This window comes from Streptococcus sp. 11-4097, assembly GCF_018215285.2.
Classification (GTDB): Bacteria; Bacillota; Bacilli; order Lactobacillales; family Streptococcaceae; genus Streptococcus.
In genome coordinates this window covers 1,653,807-1,671,048 of record NZ_CP185262.1, presented here as the reverse complement: position 1 = coordinate 1,671,048, position 17,242 = coordinate 1,653,807, and the positions used below count along the sequence as shown (strand labels likewise).

Sequence of the window (17,242 nt, the reverse complement as noted above, 5' to 3'; positions counted from 1 at the left end):
AAGGCCGCACTTTTTAAGAAAAATATGATAAAATAGACTCTGTACGTACTTGATACAAAGATGAGGGTATTAAAAAAATAATGCATTTAAACCAAAAGTCTTAGATGTTTTAGCATCAAATCTTTCTGATAACTAACGGTAGGAAAGAGCGACACGAGCGAGTCAAATCGATGTTATTTGACGAGAGAGTTAGTAAAGCATTTAGCTAATTGCCTGATAGCGATTAGCGTGAAAGGATTAGATGCTTTAGCATCAAATCTTTCTAATGATTTGAATCTTGAGAATTGAACACGCCTACAACTCTGTGGAAAAAGATAAATCTGCCTAGGAGCAGTCGCTCCGTCGTTCGATTTCCTATTTTCCTTTGAGTTGCTTGACGGCTTAGTATCTTGATTTTTGTAGGCAAGACGTATAATATTATCAATCCAAAGGGGATTAAAATGACAAAACAAGTGTTTCAAACGACTTTTGCGGGTCGTGAGTTAATCGTAGAGACTGGTCAGGTTGCTAAGCAAGCCAATGGCGCAGTTGTTGTGCGTTACGGTGAGTCAACTGTCTTGACTGCGGCCGTTATGTCTAAAAAAATGGCAACTGGGGATTTCTTCCCACTTCAAGTCAACTATGAAGAAAAAATGTATGCGGCTGGGAAGTTTCCTGGTGGCTTTATGAAACGTGAAGGACGTCCTTCAACAGATGCGACTTTGACAGCGCGTTTGATTGACCGTCCAATCCGTCCTATGTTTGCGGAAGGTTTCCGTAATGAAGTGCAAGTGATTAACACCGTGCTTTCTTATGATGAAAATGCCTCTGCACCTATGGCAGCTATGTTTGGTTCATCCTTGGCGCTTTCTATTTCAGATATTCCGTTTGACGGACCAATCGCTGGGGTACAAGTGGGCTATGTAGATGGTCAAATCATCATCAACCCTACTCAAGAACAAGCAGAGCAATCGCTTCTTGAATTAACAGTAGCTGGTACCAAGCATGCTATCAATATGGTAGAGTCTGGTGCCAAAGAATTGTCAGAAGAAATCATGTTGGAAGCTCTTCTTAAAGGGCATGAAGCAGTCAAAGAATTGATTGCCTTCCAAGAAGAAATTGTTGCTGCTGTTGGTAAGGAAAAAGCAGAAGTGGAATTGCTTCATGTGGATGCGGACTTGCAAGCTGAAATCATCGCAGCTTACAACAGCGACCTCCAAAAAGCTGTTCAAGTAGAAGAAAAATTGGCTCGTGAAGCTGCAACTCAAGCAGTCAAAGACCAAGTGACTGCAGTTTACGAAGAAAAATATGCAGACCATGAAGAATTTGACCGTATCATGCGTGATGTGGCTGAAATCTTGGAACAGATGGAACACGCTGAAGTGCGCCGTTTGATCACAGAAGACAAGGTGCGTCCTGATGGGCGTAAGGTCGATGAAATCCGTCCTTTGGATGCGGTTGTTGACTTCCTTCCTCGTGTGCACGGTTCCGGTCTCTTCACTCGTGGACAAACTCAGGCCCTTTCAGTCTTGACCTTGGCTCCGATGGGAGAAACTCAAATCATTGATGGTTTGGATCCAGAGTACAAGAAACGCTTTATGCACCACTATAACTTCCCTCAATATTCTGTAGGGGAAACTGGACGCTACGGTGCGCCAGGTCGTCGTGAAATTGGTCATGGCGCTCTCGGTGAGCGTGCTCTTGCTCAAGTTTTGCCAAGCTTGGAGGAATTCCCATACGCTATCCGCTTGGTAGCAGAAGTCTTGGAATCAAATGGTTCTTCTTCTCAAGCCTCTATCTGTGCGGGAACGCTTGCCCTTATGGCTGGTGGTGTGCCAATCAAGGCGCCAGTAGCAGGGATTGCCATGGGTCTCATCTCAGATGGAAACAACTATACAGTCTTGACAGATATCCAAGGTTTGGAAGACCACTTTGGAGACATGGACTTCAAGGTTGCGGGTACTCGTGACGGGATTACAGCCCTTCAAATGGATATCAAGATTCAAGGGATTACTGCAGAAATCTTGACTGAGGCCCTTGCTCAGGCCAAGAAAGCCCGTTTTGAAATCCTTGATGTGATTGAAGCAACCATTCCAGAAGTTCGTCCAGAATTGGCTCCAACTGCTCCGAAGATTGATACCATCAAGATTGATGTGGACAAGATTAAGATTGTCATCGGTAAAGGTGGAGAAACCATCGACAAGATTATCGCTGAAACAGGCGTTAAGATTGATATCGATGAAGAAGGAAATGTGTCTATCTACTCTAGCGATCAAGATGCCATCAATCGTGCTAAAGAAATTATTGCTGGTTTGGTTCGTGAAGCTAAGGTGGACGAAGTTTACCGTGCTAAAGTCGTTCGTATCGAGAAATTTGGTGCCTTTGTTAACCTCTTTGATAAGACAGATGCCCTCGTTCACATTTCGGAAATGGCTTGGACGCGTACCAATAATGTCGAAGACTTGGTAGCAATCGGTGATGAAGTTGATGTTAAGGTTATCAAGATTGATGAAAAAGGACGTGTGGATGCTTCTATGAAAGCCCTTCTTCCTCGTCCTCCAAAACCTGAACGTGATGAAAAAGGTGAAAAGTCTGAGCGTCCTCACCGCCCACGTCATCACAAGGATCACAAACCTAAGAAAGAATTTACAGAAACACCAAAAGATTCAGAATAAGAAAAGGAGAAATGTATGGGATGGTGGCGCGAAACCATTGATATCGTAAAAGAAAATGATCCAGCGGCCCGCACCACTTTGGAGGTTTTGCTGACTTATCCAGGTGTCAAGGCCTTGGCGGCCCACCGTCTTTCACATTTTCTCTGGAAACACGGCTTCAAGCTCTTGGCTCGTATGCACAGTCAGTTTTGGCGCTTTTGGACTCAGATTGAGATTCATCCAGGTGCCCAGATTGATTCAGGTGTCTTTATCGACCATGGTTCTGGCTTGGTGATTGGGGAAACAGCGATCGTTGAAAGAGGTGTTCTTCTTTATCACGGAGTGACTCTTGGGGGAACAGGAAAAGACTGTGGCAAACGCCATCCGACCGTTCGAAAGGGAGCTCTCATTTCGGCTCATGCCCAAGTTATCGGACCAGTGGAAATTGGCGAAAATGCTAAGGTCGGTGCTGCAGCAGTTGTCGTAGCAGATGTACCTAGTGATGTGACGGTTGTCGGTATTCCGGCCAAGATTGTCCGAGTTCATGGACAGAAGGATGAACCGACGATCCACGAAGTCGAAGAAAAACGAGAGTACTACGTCAATAAACTCGAGCAGGCTAAAGAAGCCAGTCACAGATCGTCGGGGTTGTAGAGGATAGCTATATGATTCAAGCAAGAAACAAGTTAAGCCAAGAGGAGTTATCTGAGGCGAAAAAACTAATTAACTGTTGCCAAAACTATGACGGTACCTATCGTGATCCCTATCTCTCTAACATGCTTAATTTTGACCCAAACATGCCCGCCTTTTTCCTTTATTATGAAAAAGGCGAACTTGTTGGTTTATTAACTGTCTATGCAGATGATCAAGATGTGGAAGTGACGATACTGGTTCATCCAGCTCATCGCCGTCAGGGGATTGCGCGTGCATTGTTTGCTAGTTTTGAGAAAGAAACGGCTTCTTTCCCTATTCGTTCAGTTACTTTTCAGACAGAGCGTGTTTTTCTAGACCGCCATCCTGATTTTATTAGCAACTGGGGATTGGTCGAGGATGAAGAGACAGAAACTTGGTTAGGTAAGGATAGAAAACCTTATCCGTTAGCAACTGTTTCCAATCTTGAAGTTTTGTTAGCAGATAGTTCGTATCAGGAGCAAATTAGTCAGTTGAAATTTCAGGCATTTTCAGAGGAACATGAATCTAGAGAAGTTGTGGATAGATATGTCGCTGAAGCTCTGAAAGATCCAGAAAGTCGCCTATATATTTTGTTAAAAGACGATCAGGTTATTGGAACTTGCACGGTTGATTTATCGAGCGATACGAATTACTTCTACGGTTTAGCAATATCTGAACCTGAACGTGGAAAAGGCTATGGAAGCTACTTAGCAAAATCCCTTGTCAACCAACTAATTGAGCAAAATGATAAGGAATTTCAGATTGCAGTGGAAGATAGCAATGTAGGTGCCAAACGCTTGTATGAAAAAATTGGCTTTGTCAAACAGACTCAGGTGGTTTATCTGAATGAGAAAGGAGCAAGGGATTCCGAAGTGTAGAGACATTCGGACTGAAATTTACTTGAGCTCTTAGTGATGAAATTAACTGTTCTTGGATTTTGGATTTCCTGACTATGATTTATGATTAAAATCTATGACACCTTGAGCCGTAAGTAGACAGGAGAGGCGCTTGAATGTTTAAGAATGAACCGTTCTGTTGCAGATTGGAATTGCTGTTGTCTGGCTTATTTTTCTTGTCCAGCAAGGATTTTGCTGAATACTTTGATTAGCTTAGGTCTAATCATCTGGAGCTATCCCGCTAAGTGAAGGCGAAGTAGAACTAGAAAGGAAACTACAAGAATGGCAGTATATTTTTACGGCTGTATCACCATGGATGGCTACTTGGCAGACAGCCAGCACAGGATAGACTGGCTGCATCAGCTTGGTTCTATAGAGGATACAGGCTATGATGACTTTTACAGGCAAATGGATATCACCATCATGGGCAAGCGGACCTTTGAGGAAATCCAAGATTTGCAAGATGTAGAAAGTTTTTATCAAGCTACGGAAAACTATGTCTTTACGCATGATAGGCACCTGCCTGTCAGCAATTACCAGCCAGTAGCTGGGGATGTGGTGGACTTTGTTCACCAGATTGACAAAGGCAAAAATGTCTTTGTGATTGGTGGTAATTCCTTAGTAGGACCGCTCTTGGATGCGGATCTTTTCGACCACCTCATTATTCAGATAGCGCCCCTTATCCTAGGAAAGGGGGTTCCCCTCTTTACCCAAGAGGAAGGGCAGCGCTTTTACCAACTGGATAGCCTCAGACAATTTGGTCCTTTTGCAGAGCTGGTTTTCAGCCGAAAAAGTCAGAAATAGAGAAGGGAGTGGACCGCATGATTAAAATCTACGACACCATGTCTCGTGATTTGCGAGAATTTGTCCCGATTGAGGACGGCAAAGTAAAGATGTATGTTTGTGGGCCAACCGTGTACAACTATATCCACGTGGGGAATGCCCGTTCGACGGTGGCTTTTGATACCATTCGTCGCTATTTTGAGTATCGTGGTTATGAGGTTGCCTATATTTCCAATTTTACGGATGTGGATGATAAGATTATCAACCGTGCCAAGGAAGAAGGCATTACGCCACAGGAGGTTGCGGACAAGTACATCGTTGCCTTTCGTGAGGATGTGACGGCCTTGGGCGTCAAACCTGCGACTCGCCATCCGCGTGTAGTGGAGTTTATGGCTGACATTATCCGCTTTGTGGAAGACTTGATTGAAAAAGGTTTTGCCTATGAGAGCCAAGGAGATGTTTACTTCCGTGTGGAAAAATCCCACAACTATGCTAAATTAGCAAATAAAACCTTGGAAGATTTGGAACTAGGTGCTTCAGGTCGTACCGATGAAGAAACGGCACGTAAGGAAAATCCTGTAGACTTTGCCCTCTGGAAAGCTGCCAAATCAGGCGAGATTTCTTGGGACAGTCCTTGGGGACCTGGTCGTCCGGGCTGGCACATCGAGTGTTCAGTCATGTCGACAGAGATTTTGGGCGACACCATTGATATTCACGGTGGTGGAGCCGACCTAGAGTTTCCTCATCATACCAATGAAATTGCCCAGTCAGAAGCCAAAACTGGCAAGACCTTTGCCAACTATTGGATGCATAATGGCTTTGTCAATATTGATAATGTCAAGATGTCCAAATCCTTGGGTAACTTTATCACAGTGCACGATGCCCTTAAAACTCTTGATGGGCAAGTGCTTCGTTTCTTCTTTGCGACTCAGCATTACCGCAAGCCTATCAACTTTACGGAAAAGGCAGTGCGAGACGCTGAGACCAATCTCAAGTATTTGAAGAACACTTATGAGCAACCATTTACAGGAAATGTGGACGCCCAAGAGTTACAAGCCTTTAAAGATAAGTTTGTAGCAGCTATGGATGAAGATTTTAACGCTGCCAACGGTATCACAGTTGTTTTTGAAATGGCCAAATGGATCAATTCTGGTAACTATGATGCAAGTGTCAAGCAAGCTTTTGCGGATATGTTGGAAGTCTTTGGAATTGTCTTTATTGAGGAAGTTTTGGACGTTGAGATTGAAGACTTGATCCAAAAACGCCAAGAAGCGCGTGCCAGTCGTGATTTTGCGACAGCGGACCAGATCCGTGACCAATTGGCTGCTCAAGGGATTAAGCTCCTTGACACCAAAGATGGAGTGAGGTGGACACGTGATTGATGTCAATCTCATTAACGGAATTGCGTTAGCTTTTGAGGGGGACGCGGTGTATTCCATGTATATTCGCCGTCACCTCATCCTCAAAGGCATGACAAAGCCCAATAAACTCCACCAAGAAGCGACCAAGTATGTCTCAGCCAAAGCTCAGGCTCGCCTGATTTCCTTTATGTTAGAGGAGCAAGTTCTGACGGAAAAAGAAGAAGAAATCTACAAACGTGGTCGCAATACCAATAGTCACACCAAGGCCAAAAATGCTGATGTGGTGACTTACCGTATGTCCACAGGTTTTGAAGCCGTCATGGGCTATCTCCATATGACTGATAATCTAGAACGTCTTGAGAGCTTGATTTCGTGGTGCATCCAAAAAGTGGAGGGCTAGGACGTGATAGCAAAAGAACTACAAGACTGGTTTCCTGAGGCTCAGATTTCAGACCAACCAGTAGAGAAAGAGGGCTATCTCACGCTCCCTTTAGCTTCTCAGCAGTGGATTTTGCTGGAGGAAGCTGGGCTCAGTGAGCGTGAAAAGCAGTTGGTTGCCCTTTTGACCCAGCAGGAGCAGGCTCGTTCGCTCAATCCTTGGTATTCCTATCTGATTGAGGGCAAGGGTCAGGCACCAAAAACTTTTAAAAAGATTCAGTTGGTTTATTGTCATCTTTCCTATTTTCAGCAGGAAAATCTAGCTTCTTGGCTGGATATGATGCGGACTCTTTTTCCTAACTGTCAGACAGTGCTTCAGGTCGGAGCTCAGGATTATGTTTTCGTACTTCAACAAGACAAATACACATCTGTACGAGCTATTTTAAGTGATACGATTGAAGCGGTTGAGTATGACTTTGGACTGCGTCTCTCTATCATGTTAGGTCAGGTTTGGTCTCAGACAGGACATCAAGCCCTATCAGACTTAATCAAAGCAGAGCGAGATTTGTTTAAGACTTGGTGGCGTCAGGGTCACCAAGGTGTTCATACCTTTTCACAACTCTATCTTTGGAGTATGGGGGAAAGAATTGTTGACCTGAGAGCAATCAAGGAATGCCTGCACCAGATGATTTTGGACCAGGATCAGATTCAGGAAATCATTCTCTCCCTTTGGGAAAATAGTGCCGTTCTCACTAAAACAGCCCAGCAACTCTATCTGCACCGCAATTCTCTCCAATACAAGATTGATAAATGGGAAGAATTGACAGGGCTACAGTTGAAGGAATTGACAGATCTGACCTTGTGTTATCAGTTGATTTTACCAGATATTTTATAAAGTTTTGTGCAAGTTGCACAGAACTTTTTTATTTTTTTGGTCACCTTGCCATAGAAATGTAAAGCGTTTTCATCTATAATAAAACTATCAAAAGACAAAAGGAGTTCACCTCATGGTAGAATTGAATCTTAAAAATATTTACAAAAAATATCCAAACAGCGAACACTATTCAGTTGAAGACTTCAACTTGGACATCAAAGACAAAGAATTTATCGTTTTCGTAGGTCCTTCAGGATGTGGTAAATCAACAACTCTTCGTATGATTGCTGGTCTTGAAGACATCACAGAAGGTACTGCATCTATCGATGGCGTGGTTGTCAACGACGTAGCTCCAAAAGACCGTGACATCGCCATGGTATTCCAAAACTACGCTCTTTACCCACACATGACTGTTTATGACAACATGGCTTTCGGTTTGAAATTGCGTAAATACAGCAAAGAAGACATCGACAAACGTGTGCAAGAAGCAGCTGAAATCCTTGGATTGAAAGAATTCTTGGAACGTAAACCTGCTGACCTTTCAGGTGGTCAACGTCAACGTGTTGCCATGGGTCGTGCGATCGTCCGTGATGCAAAAGTATTCTTGATGGACGAACCTTTGTCAAACTTGGATGCGAAACTTCGTGTATCCATGCGTGCTGAAATCGCTAAAATCCACCGTCGTATCGGAGCTACAACTATCTACGTAACTCACGACCAAACAGAAGCGATGACACTTGCAGACCGTATCGTTATCATGTCAGCTACTAAAAACCCTGCTGGTACTGGTACTATCGGACGTGTTGAACAAATCGGTACTCCTCAAGAAGTTTACAAAAACCCAGTTAACAAATTCGTAGCAGGATTCATCGGAAGCCCAGCTATGAACTTCATCAACGTAAAATTGATCGGTGACCACATCGTTGGTGACGCCTTTAACTTGAAAGTTCCAGAAGGTGCTTTGAAAGTTCTTCGCGATAAAGGTTACGAAGGTAAAGAATTGATCTTCGGTATCCGTCCAGAAGACGTGAACGCAGAACCTGCTTTCCTTGAAACATTCCCAGAATCAGTTGTGAAAGCAACTATCTCTGTATCAGAATTGCTTGGTTCAGAATCTCACCTATACTGCCAAGTTGGTAAAGATGAATTCGTTGCTAAGGTTGACGCACGTGACTACTTGCAAGCTGGTGCAACAGTTGAACTTGGATTTGACTTGAACAAAGCACACTTCTTCGATGTAGAAACTGAAAAAACAGTTTACTAAGATAAACGAAACTCAAAACACTGCTAGAAATCTGGCAGTGTTTTTTTGAGATGTGGATTGATTGAGAGGGAATTTTCTAGTTTTCATATTCTTAAAAAAGTGATAAAATGGTAGGAAGAATTGGAGAGTAGAGATGCCAAAAGAAGTGAATTTAACAGGCGAAGAAGTTGTCGCTTTAACAAAAGAATATTTAAAGGAAGAGGATGTCCATTTTGTCCATAAGGCCTTGGTCTATGCGGTGGAATGCCATAGTGGTCAATACCGCAAATCAGGTGAGCCTTATATCATCCACCCCATCCAAGTGGCAGGTATTTTAGCTAAGCTCAAATTGGATGCTGTAACGGTAGCTTGTGGTTTCTTGCATGATGTAGTAGAAGATACAGATGCGACCTTGGACGATTTGGAAAGAGAGTTTGGCCCTGATGTGCGGGTAATCGTTGATGGGGTTACCAAGCTTGGTAAGGTCGAGTACAAATCAATCGAGGAACAATTAGCGGAAAATCATCGCAAGATGCTCATGGCCATGTCTGAGGACATCCGTGTTATCTTGGTCAAACTGTCTGACCGCTTGCACAATATGCGGACCCTGAAACACCTTCGAAAAGATAAGCAGGAGCGTATTTCCAAAGAAACCATGGAAATATATGCCCCACTTGCCCACCGTTTGGGGATTTCCAGTGTTAAATGGGAATTAGAAGACCTGTCTTTCCGTTATCTCAATCCTACAGAGTTTTACAAGATTACCCATATGATGAAGGAAAAACGCAGAGAGCGTGAAGCCTTGGTGGATGAGGTAGTCACAAAATTAGAGGAATATACGACAGATCGTCACTTGAAAGGGAAGATTTACGGTCGTCCCAAGCATATTTACTCGATTTTCCGCAAAATGCAGGACAAGAGAAAACGGTTTGAGGAGATCTATGACCTGATTGCCATTCGTTGTATTTTGAATACCCAAAGTGATGTCTATGCCATGCTTGGTTATGTGCATGAACTCTGGAAACCCATGCCTGGTCGTTTTAAAGACTATATCGCTAACCGCAAGGCCAATGGTTACCAGTCTATCCATACGACTGTTTATGGGCCAAAAGGGCCGATTGAATTCCAGATTCGGACCAAGGAAATGCATGAGGTGGCTGAGTACGGGGTTGCGGCTCACTGGGCATATAAGAAAGGTATTAAGGGGCAGGTTAACAGCAAGGAATCAGCTATTGGGATGAACTGGATTAAGGAGATGATGGAGCTACAAGACCAGGCTGATGATGCCAAGGAATTTGTGGATTCTGTTAAGGAAAACTATCTGGCTGAGGAGATTTACGTCTTTACTCCAGATGGAGCTGTTCGTTCCCTTCCCAAAGATTCAGGACCGATTGACTTTGCCTACGAAATCCATACCAAAGTCGGTGAAAAAGCGACTGGTGCCAAGGTCAATGGTCGCATGGTTCCACTGACAACCAAGCTCAAGACAGGGGATCAGGTTGAAATTGTCACCAACCCCAACTCCTTTGGACCTAGCCGTGACTGGCTCAATATGGTCAAGACCAGCAAGGCGCGTAACAAGATTCGTCAGTTCTTTAAAAACCAAGATAAGGAATTGTCTGTCAACAAGGGTCGTGAGATGTTGATGGCTCAGTTCCAAGAAAATGGCTATGTGGCCAATAAATTCATGGACAAGCGCCACATGGACCAAGTTCTACAAAAGACCAGCTACAAGACAGAAGAATCCCTCTTTGCGGCTATTGGTTTTGGCGAAATCGGTGCTATTACTGTCTTTAACCGTCTGACTGAAAAGGAACGTCGTGAGGAAGAACGTGCCAAGGCCAAGGCGGAAGCAGAAGAGCTTGTCAAAGGTGGCGAGATCAAGGTTGAAAACAAAGAAACCCTCAAGGTTAAGCATGAGGGTGGAGTGGTCATTGAAGGTGCCTCAGGTCTCCTAGTGCGGATTGCCAAGTGTTGTAATCCTGTTCCTGGTGACGATATTGTCGGCTACATTACCAAGGGTCGTGGTGTAGCTATTCACCGTGTGGACTGTATGAACCTGCGTGCCCAAGAAAACTACGAGCAACGTCTCCTTGATGTGGAGTGGGAAGATCAGTATTCAAACTCAAATAAGGAGTATATGGCTCATATCGATATCTATGGTCTCAACCGTACAGGACTGTTGAACGATGTACTGCAAGTTCTTTCAAACACAACCAAGAATATCTCGACAGTCAACGCCCAACCAACCAAGGATATGAAGTTTGCTAATATCCATGTATCCTTTGGCATTGCCAACCTCTCGACACTGACTTCGGTCGTGGACAAGATTAAGAGTGTGCCAGAAGTCTATTCTGTAAAACGGACCAACGGCTAATTGCCCTAGCTCTTACTAGAAAGGCTATTATGAAAATCATTATCCAACGGGTTACAAAAGCCCAAGTGAGTATCGAAGGTCAGGTTCAGGGAAAAATCAATCAGGGACTCTTATTGCTGGTTGGTGTTGGACCAGAGGACCAAGAGGAAGATTTGGACTATGCCGTGAGAAAACTGGTCAACATGCGTATTTTTTCAGACGCAGAAGGCAAGATGAACCTGTCTGTCAAAGATATTGAAGGAGAAATCCTCTCTATTTCTCAGTTTACCCTCTTTGCAGATACTAAGAAAGGCAATCGTCCAGCCTTCACAGGTGCAGCCAAGCCTGATATGGCATCAGACTTCTATGATGCTTTCAACCAAAAATTAGCGCAAGAAGTGCCCGTTCAGACAGGCATTTTTGGAGCGGATATGCAAGTTGAGCTGGTCAATGATGGGCCAGTTACCATTATCTTAGATACTAAAAATAGATAAGAAAGACCAAGCCCAGTCGGCTTGGTTTTTCTTATCTATCATAAAATATTCCAAAATGGAATCTGTTCTTGAGGCTCTATAATATTTGTAGTGGGTAAATCCCCTATAGATATTATGGAGCCTATTTTTGTGTAGAAAAAAAGTCCCATATGACCTATAATGAAAAGCGACGAAACAACTCATTAGAAAGAATCATATGGAACCATTACATTTTATCACAAAACTACTCGATATCAAAGACCCTAATGTCCAAATTATGGATGTTGTTAATAGAGATACCCACAAGGAAATCATCGCTAAACTGGATTATGAGGCCCCATCTTGTCCTGAATGTGGAAGTCAAATGAAGAAATATGACTTCCAAAAACCATCGAAAATTCCTTACCTTGAAACAACTGGTATGCCTACCAGAATCCTCCTTAAAAAGCGTCGTTTCAAGTGCTATCATTGCTCTAAAATGATGGTCTCACAGACCTCTCTCGTCGAGAAAAATCACCAAATTCCTCGTATTATCAACCAAAAAATTGCGCAAAAATTGATTGAAAAAACTTCTATGACCGATATCGCTCATCAACTGGCTATTTCAACTTCAACTGTCATTCGCAAGCTTAATGACTTCCGTTTTAAGCATGATTTTTCTCGTCTTCCAGAGATTATGTCTTGGGACGAGTATGCCTTTACCAAGGGAAAGATGAGTTTCATTGCACAAGATTTTGATAATCTTAACATCATCACTGTTCTTGAAGGCAGAACACAGGCTATCATACGAAATCACTTTCTGCGCTACGAGCGAGCTGTTCGTTGTCAGGTGAAAATCATTACGATGGATATGTTTAGTCCTTATTATGCCTTGGCTAAACAGCTTTTTCCATGTGCTAAAATCGTTCTAGATCGATTTCACATTGTACAACACTTAAGCCGTGCTATGAGTCGTGTTCGTGTCCAAATCATGAATCAATTTGAGCGAAAATCCCATGAATACAAAGCCATCAAGCGCTACTGGAAGCTCATACAGCAGGATAGTCGTAAACTCAGTGATAAACGTTTTTATCGCCCTACTTTTCGCATGCACTTAACAAATAAAGAAATTCTAGACAAGCTTTTGAGCTATTCAGAAGACTTGAGACACCACTACAATCTCTATCAGCTCTTACTTTTTCACTTTCAGAACAAGGAGCCAGACAAATTCTTCGGACTTATTGAGGACAATCTAAAGCAGGTTCATCCTCTTTTTCAGACTGTCTTTAAAACCTTCCTCAAGGATAAAGAAAAGATTGTCAACGCCCTTCAACTACCCTATTCCAACGCCAAATTGGAAGCGACCAATAATCTCATCAAACTTATCAAGCGAAATGCCTTTGGTTTTCGGAACTTTGAAAACTTCAAAAAACGGATTTTTATCGCTCTCAATATCAAAAAAGAAAGGACGAAATGTGTCCTTTCTCGATCTTAGCTTTTCTTCAACCCACTACAGTTGACAAAGAGCCGTTCTTGATAGGCTTTTGGGAAGTCTCTTTTCAGGCTTTGGCTTATGCGGTAGGAAGGGATGAGGTGTCCTAGGATTAGGAGAGTTCCCTGAAGGAAAAGTGACATACCACTTAAACATATCAAGGAGAGAATCATCAAGATATCCCATAGGAGGATTTGTATGGCAAAACGCCAGAATCTTGGTCTAGTCTGGGAATAGAGTTGACTAAAGTGGTCACAAAGTTGGTTGGAAAGATAGGTCAATAGCACAGGATGAAAGAAAATGATCCAACCGATATAAATCAAAATCCAATCCCAAGTAAGCCCCCCTTTAAATGTCAAAAATGCCAGCATGATTCCATCAATGACAAGGAGTTGAACGGTTTTGATATAGATGATTTTTTTCATGCTAAAACCTCAGTTTCCTTAGAGACACTCCCATAAAGAGATATGTTTGTCGTAAAAGTCTGGATAGTTTTCTCTTAGGTGTCCAGCTGTCATATAATAAAAAGTAGAATGGCAAGCAGTGATGATTGGCATAAGAGAGGGAAAACGCTGAGAACTAACGAAGGTTAAAAGGACAAAAAATAGAAAATCAATGGTGAGAACCCCTAAATAGTAGAAGCGAATCTTTTTATTGATTTGAGGATAAATCTCAGCGAATTGATGTTTGAGTTGGATAACCAAGCGAAACAGCAGTAGTCCCTGAGCAAGGAGGAAAATAAAACCAGAGAGCAAGAGCCACTCCAAAGATGTCTCGGGTTTTTTGCTAAAAAATGCGAATAGTAGCAAATCGATAACTGCAATTGTTGTAAAATGGAGTCTAAAGAGTTTTTTCATGACAAGACCTCCCTCTTTTATCTAGCTTCATTCTACTCCAAAAGAATGGTAGTTACAACTAAAATGATAAAAATAGCAGAAGGGAGATTCTCTTAAGTTGGCTAGTATTCTTTATTTGAGTTTCCTTCTATTATCTAACTTCTTCATCATTCCAGACAAATAAAGCTCCTATTGCATTGAGGATATAAAAGATGTATTTTCCGATATTGGCAAAGTTTCCTTGAATACCAGCTTTTGTCAGCTGAACGAAATTGTAAATCAACCAAAAGCCCCACTGAGTTGTTAGTTTCAATGCGTTAAAAGCATTGGCAATGAGGGATAGTGCAAAGGCAATAGTTGTTACGTAGGCAAGGAGATTCATCTTGCCACCATAGCCGATATAGTTGGTCGCAAAGGCAAAGAGGAAGGCGATGATTGAAATGATGATGGCCGCCGATTTTACCTGTTTTTGGCTCATTTGGTTAGGTCTGCCTTCTTGCGAAGCTTCCCATTTCTTAATAGCAAAGGTATAAATGAGGAAGGTGACGGGATAGGTAATAATGGCCGCCTTATTTCCAAGGATATAATCAATGGTACCAGACAAAATGGTATTAACAATACCAAAGTAATTTCCCCATTTGCTTAATTTTCCCGTGAAACGAGTGGACAACATGGAAATCCCAACGTTGGTTACGGAAATTAATCCAAAGGGTACAAGAGCTGTCCATGGTCCCCAATCTACAAATTTATCGAGGCGTGAGTTGAGGTAACCAGATGCAATCGCAATCCCAACGACCAAAGCAACCCCGAAGAGGTCAAACCATTTGGATGTCGCAAAAATTTTTAGTGATTTTTTCATATATTAAGATATCTTTCTTTTTTTTACAAATATTCTACAACTAAATGAAAGTAAAATCAAATGATAGAAATAAAACCCTGAAAATAAAACTTTCAGGGGTGGTTGGGGTACTTGAGAAATTAGTCGATTTTTTCGACATAGAGTTGTTTGGCAATGTCCATACTTACTTGTAAATCCTCGTCTTTACTAAGGATAGTGAAGGTATTGCTGAAGCCATCAAACTGCTGGACTTGGAGCTTGTCACCGATGTGAAGTGAGTGCTTATCCAGATAATGGAGAATGTCAAAACTATCGTGCACCCGAGTCAGGCGGTAGGCGCCAGCTTCTTTGATGTCAGCTAGTGGCAGGTTATTGATTTCAACTAAGAGTTCTCCCTTAGCAGGAATAGTTCCTCCGTGAGGGCAGGTCTTAGGGGATCCAAGTAATTTTTCTAGTCTCTCCACGAATAAATCAGAGACAGTGTGTTCCAATACCTCAGCTTCCTCGTGAATCTGGTCACTCGTATAGTCTAAATGATGAACTAGAAAAACTTCAATCAAGCGATGCTTACGATAGAGCTCTGAGACCAGTTTGAGTCCAAGATCAGTCAGTAGATAGCCACATTCCTTGTCCTTGAGGATGAGATTTTCACTTTTCATCCGTTTAATCATTTCAGTTACGGCAGGGGGAGAGACTTGCATGCGGGCAGCAATTTCCTTGTTGGTAATCTTATGCAAATCGATGCCAATTTCATAAATACACTTTAGATAATCTTCTTTATTCGGGGTCATTCGTTTCCTCTTGTCTAATATCTTTATCTAGTATATCAAAAAAAGCTAGATTTCTCTAGCTATCTGCCACAATGGCTTCTAATTTAGTTCTTTAGCAGCTGCAATTGCGGCTTCGAAGTTTGGTTCAGAGTTGATATTATCCACGTATTCAACGTAGCGAATAGTATTGTCAGTATCGAGGACAAAGACTGCGCGTGCCAATAGATGCCACTCATTGATTAAGAGAGCATAATCACGTCCAAAGGAATGGTCGAAATAGTCTGAGAGCATGATGGCATTTTCAATACCTTCAGCACCGCACCAACGTTTTTGGGCAAAAGGGAGGTCCATTGAAACAGTCAAGACAACGGTATTATCCAGTCCAGTCAGTTCTTCATTAAAACGACGCGTTTGAGTTGAGCAGATACCTGTATCGATAGAAGGCACGACACTCAAGACTTTTTTCTTGCCATCAAAATCAGCCAGAGATTTTTTAGAAAGGTCTGTTGTAGTGAGTGAAAAATCAAGTGCCTTGTCGCCGACTTGTAGTTGTTTACCTGTAAAGCTCACAGGATTTCCGAGAAAAGTTACCATAGGATACTCCAATCTTTTTTCTTCCATTTTAGCTGAAACAGTCGGAATTTTCCAATGATTTGACCGGAAATATGGGCATAGAAAAAACGCCAGCTCATGTGAGAATGACGTTTTTCATTGAGTATTATTTTGCCAATCCTTCAGCAATCTTGTCAAGGTTGTATTTCATCATGTTGTAGTAGCTGTCGCCTTCTTTACCTTGTTCTGCGATAGAGTCAGTAAAGATTTGTGCGTAGATTGGGATGTTTGTGTCTTGTGAAACAGTCTTCATTGGACGGTCATCCACACTTGATTCTACAAAGAGTGATGGAACTTTTGTTTGGCGAAGTTTTTCAACCAAGGTCTTGATTTGTTCAGGAGTTCCTTCTTCTTCAGTATTGATTTCCCAGATATAGGCACTTGGGACACCATAGGCTTTAGAGAAGTATTTGAATGCTCCTTCGCTGGTTACAATGAGTTTCTTTTCAGCAGGGATGTTATTGAATTTATCTTTACTTTCTTTATCAAGTTTGTCTAACTTATCAGTATATTCTTTGAGATTTTTTTCATAGAATTCTTTGTTGTTAGGATCTTTAGCGCTCAATTGTTTGGCGATATTTTTAGCAAAGATAATTCCATTTTCAAGGTTAAGCCAAGCGTGTGGGTCTTCTTTTCCTTTTTCATTTTTTCCTTCAAGGTAGATAACATCAACACCTTCACTGACTGCAAAGTAGTCTTTGTTTTCAGTTTTCTTGGCATTTTCTACTAATTTGCTAAACCAGGCATTGCCACCTGTTTCAAGGTTGATACCGTTATAGAAAATGAGGTCAGCCTCAGAAGTTTTCTTAACATCTTCAGGAAGTGGTTCGTATTCGTGTGGGTCTTGCCCAATCGGAACGATACTGTGAAGATCAATCTTATCACCAGCAATATTTTTAGTAATATCAGCGATGATTGAGTTTGTAGCAACAACTTTTAGTTTTTGACCAGAAGCTGCATCTTTTTTTCCGCCAGCACATGCTGCAAGAGCAATGACAGAAAGAAAGAGAACGAACAATGTACCTAATTTTTTCATTAGATCCTCC

General features: G+C 42.2%; 17 protein-coding genes. 11 read left to right on the top strand and 6 right to left on the bottom strand.

The window, feature by feature from the left end:
- Positions 1 to 440 precede the first annotated feature (440 nt).
- The 11 genes from pnp (at position 441) to KB197_RS08265 (ending at position 13,143) form a co-directional block, all read left to right on the top strand.
- Entirely contained in the window at positions 441 to 2,654 is a 2,214-nt protein-coding gene (gene pnp / locus KB197_RS08315; protein ID WP_033677957.1) for a polyribonucleotide nucleotidyltransferase, read from the top strand.
- A 15-nt stretch (positions 2,655 to 2,669) separates the two neighbouring features.
- Positions 2,670 to 3,287, top strand: a complete 618-nt coding sequence (cysE, locus tag KB197_RS08310; protein WP_004263392.1) for a serine O-acetyltransferase — start codon at positions 2,670 to 2,672, stop codon at positions 3,285 to 3,287.
- An 11-nt stretch (positions 3,288 to 3,298) separates the two neighbouring features.
- The gene (locus KB197_RS08305) at positions 3,299 to 4,183 is read left to right on the top strand and encodes a GNAT family N-acetyltransferase (RefSeq protein ID WP_004263405.1); all 885 of its coding nucleotides are present in this window, start codon (positions 3,299 to 3,301) and stop codon (positions 4,181 to 4,183) included.
- A 300-nt stretch (positions 4,184 to 4,483) separates the two neighbouring features.
- Positions 4,484 to 5,005: a dihydrofolate reductase family protein gene (locus tag KB197_RS08300; RefSeq protein WP_064276586.1), complete on the top strand. Its 522-nt coding sequence runs from the start codon at positions 4,484 to 4,486 to the stop codon at positions 5,003 to 5,005.
- A gap of 17 nt (positions 5,006 to 5,022) precedes the next feature.
- The gene (gene cysS / locus KB197_RS08295) at positions 5,023 to 6,366 is read left to right on the top strand and encodes a cysteine--tRNA ligase (protein WP_064276584.1); all 1,344 of its coding nucleotides are present in this window, start codon (positions 5,023 to 5,025) and stop codon (positions 6,364 to 6,366) included.
- Entirely contained in the window at positions 6,359 to 6,745 is a 387-nt protein-coding gene (locus tag KB197_RS08290; protein WP_004263413.1) for a Mini-ribonuclease 3, read from the top strand. Before cysS ends, KB197_RS08290 begins: the two co-directional genes overlap by 8 nt.
- A 3-nt stretch (positions 6,746 to 6,748) precedes the next feature.
- Positions 6,749 to 7,618 (top strand): helix-turn-helix domain-containing protein, encoded by an 870-nt coding sequence (locus KB197_RS08285; protein WP_064276582.1) that lies wholly within the window; start codon positions 6,749 to 6,751, stop codon positions 7,616 to 7,618.
- Positions 7,619 to 7,730: 112 nt separating this feature from the next.
- The gene (locus tag KB197_RS08280; protein WP_064276581.1) at positions 7,731 to 8,861 is read left to right on the top strand and encodes an ABC transporter ATP-binding protein; all 1,131 of its coding nucleotides are present in this window, start codon (positions 7,731 to 7,733) and stop codon (positions 8,859 to 8,861) included.
- A 133-nt stretch (positions 8,862 to 8,994) separates the two neighbouring features.
- On the top strand, positions 8,995 to 11,217 hold the full coding sequence (locus KB197_RS08275; RefSeq protein WP_064276579.1) for a RelA/SpoT family protein: 2,223 nt from the start codon (positions 8,995 to 8,997) through the stop codon (positions 11,215 to 11,217).
- Positions 11,218 to 11,246: 29 nt separating this feature from the next.
- The gene (dtd, locus tag KB197_RS08270; RefSeq protein WP_004255596.1) at positions 11,247 to 11,690 is read left to right on the top strand and encodes a D-aminoacyl-tRNA deacylase; all 444 of its coding nucleotides are present in this window, start codon (positions 11,247 to 11,249) and stop codon (positions 11,688 to 11,690) included.
- Between the two features lie 196 nt (positions 11,691 to 11,886).
- Entirely contained in the window at positions 11,887 to 13,143 is a 1,257-nt protein-coding gene (locus KB197_RS08265) for an ISL3 family transposase (protein WP_212574075.1), read from the top strand.
- On the opposite strand, the gene KB197_RS08260 is transcribed toward KB197_RS08265, so the two are convergent.
- The 6 genes from KB197_RS08260 to psaA form a co-directional block, all read right to left on the bottom strand.
- The gene (locus KB197_RS08260) at positions 13,140 to 13,565 is read right to left on the bottom strand and encodes a hypothetical protein (protein ID WP_212574040.1); all 426 of its coding nucleotides are present in this window, start codon (positions 13,563 to 13,565) and stop codon (positions 13,140 to 13,142) included. The two genes, KB197_RS08265 and KB197_RS08260, sit on opposite strands and share 4 nt — an antisense overlap.
- 18 nt (positions 13,566 to 13,583) lie before the next feature.
- A complete protein-coding gene (locus tag KB197_RS08255; RefSeq protein ID WP_212574039.1) occupies positions 13,584 to 13,997 on the bottom strand; it encodes a hypothetical protein in 414 nt (137 codons plus the stop codon).
- Between the two features lie 130 nt (positions 13,998 to 14,127).
- Positions 14,128 to 14,835, bottom strand: coding sequence for a nicotinamide mononucleotide transporter (locus KB197_RS08250; RefSeq protein ID WP_212574038.1), 708 nt, complete (start codon positions 14,833 to 14,835; stop codon positions 14,128 to 14,130).
- Positions 14,836 to 14,954: 119 nt separating this feature from the next.
- Complete coding sequence (locus KB197_RS08245; protein ID WP_212574037.1) at positions 14,955 to 15,605, bottom strand: metal-dependent transcriptional regulator; 651 nt, start codon at positions 15,603 to 15,605, stop codon at positions 14,955 to 14,957.
- A gap of 78 nt (positions 15,606 to 15,683) precedes the next feature.
- Positions 15,684 to 16,178, bottom strand: a complete 495-nt coding sequence (gene tpx / locus KB197_RS08240; protein WP_212574036.1) for a thiol peroxidase — start codon at positions 16,176 to 16,178, stop codon at positions 15,684 to 15,686.
- 124 nt (positions 16,179 to 16,302) lie between these two features.
- Positions 16,303 to 17,232 (bottom strand): metal ABC transporter substrate-binding lipoprotein/adhesin PsaA, encoded by a 930-nt coding sequence (gene psaA / locus KB197_RS08235; protein WP_212574035.1) that lies wholly within the window; start codon positions 17,230 to 17,232, stop codon positions 16,303 to 16,305.
- Between the last annotated feature and the right edge of the window lie 10 nt (positions 17,233 to 17,242).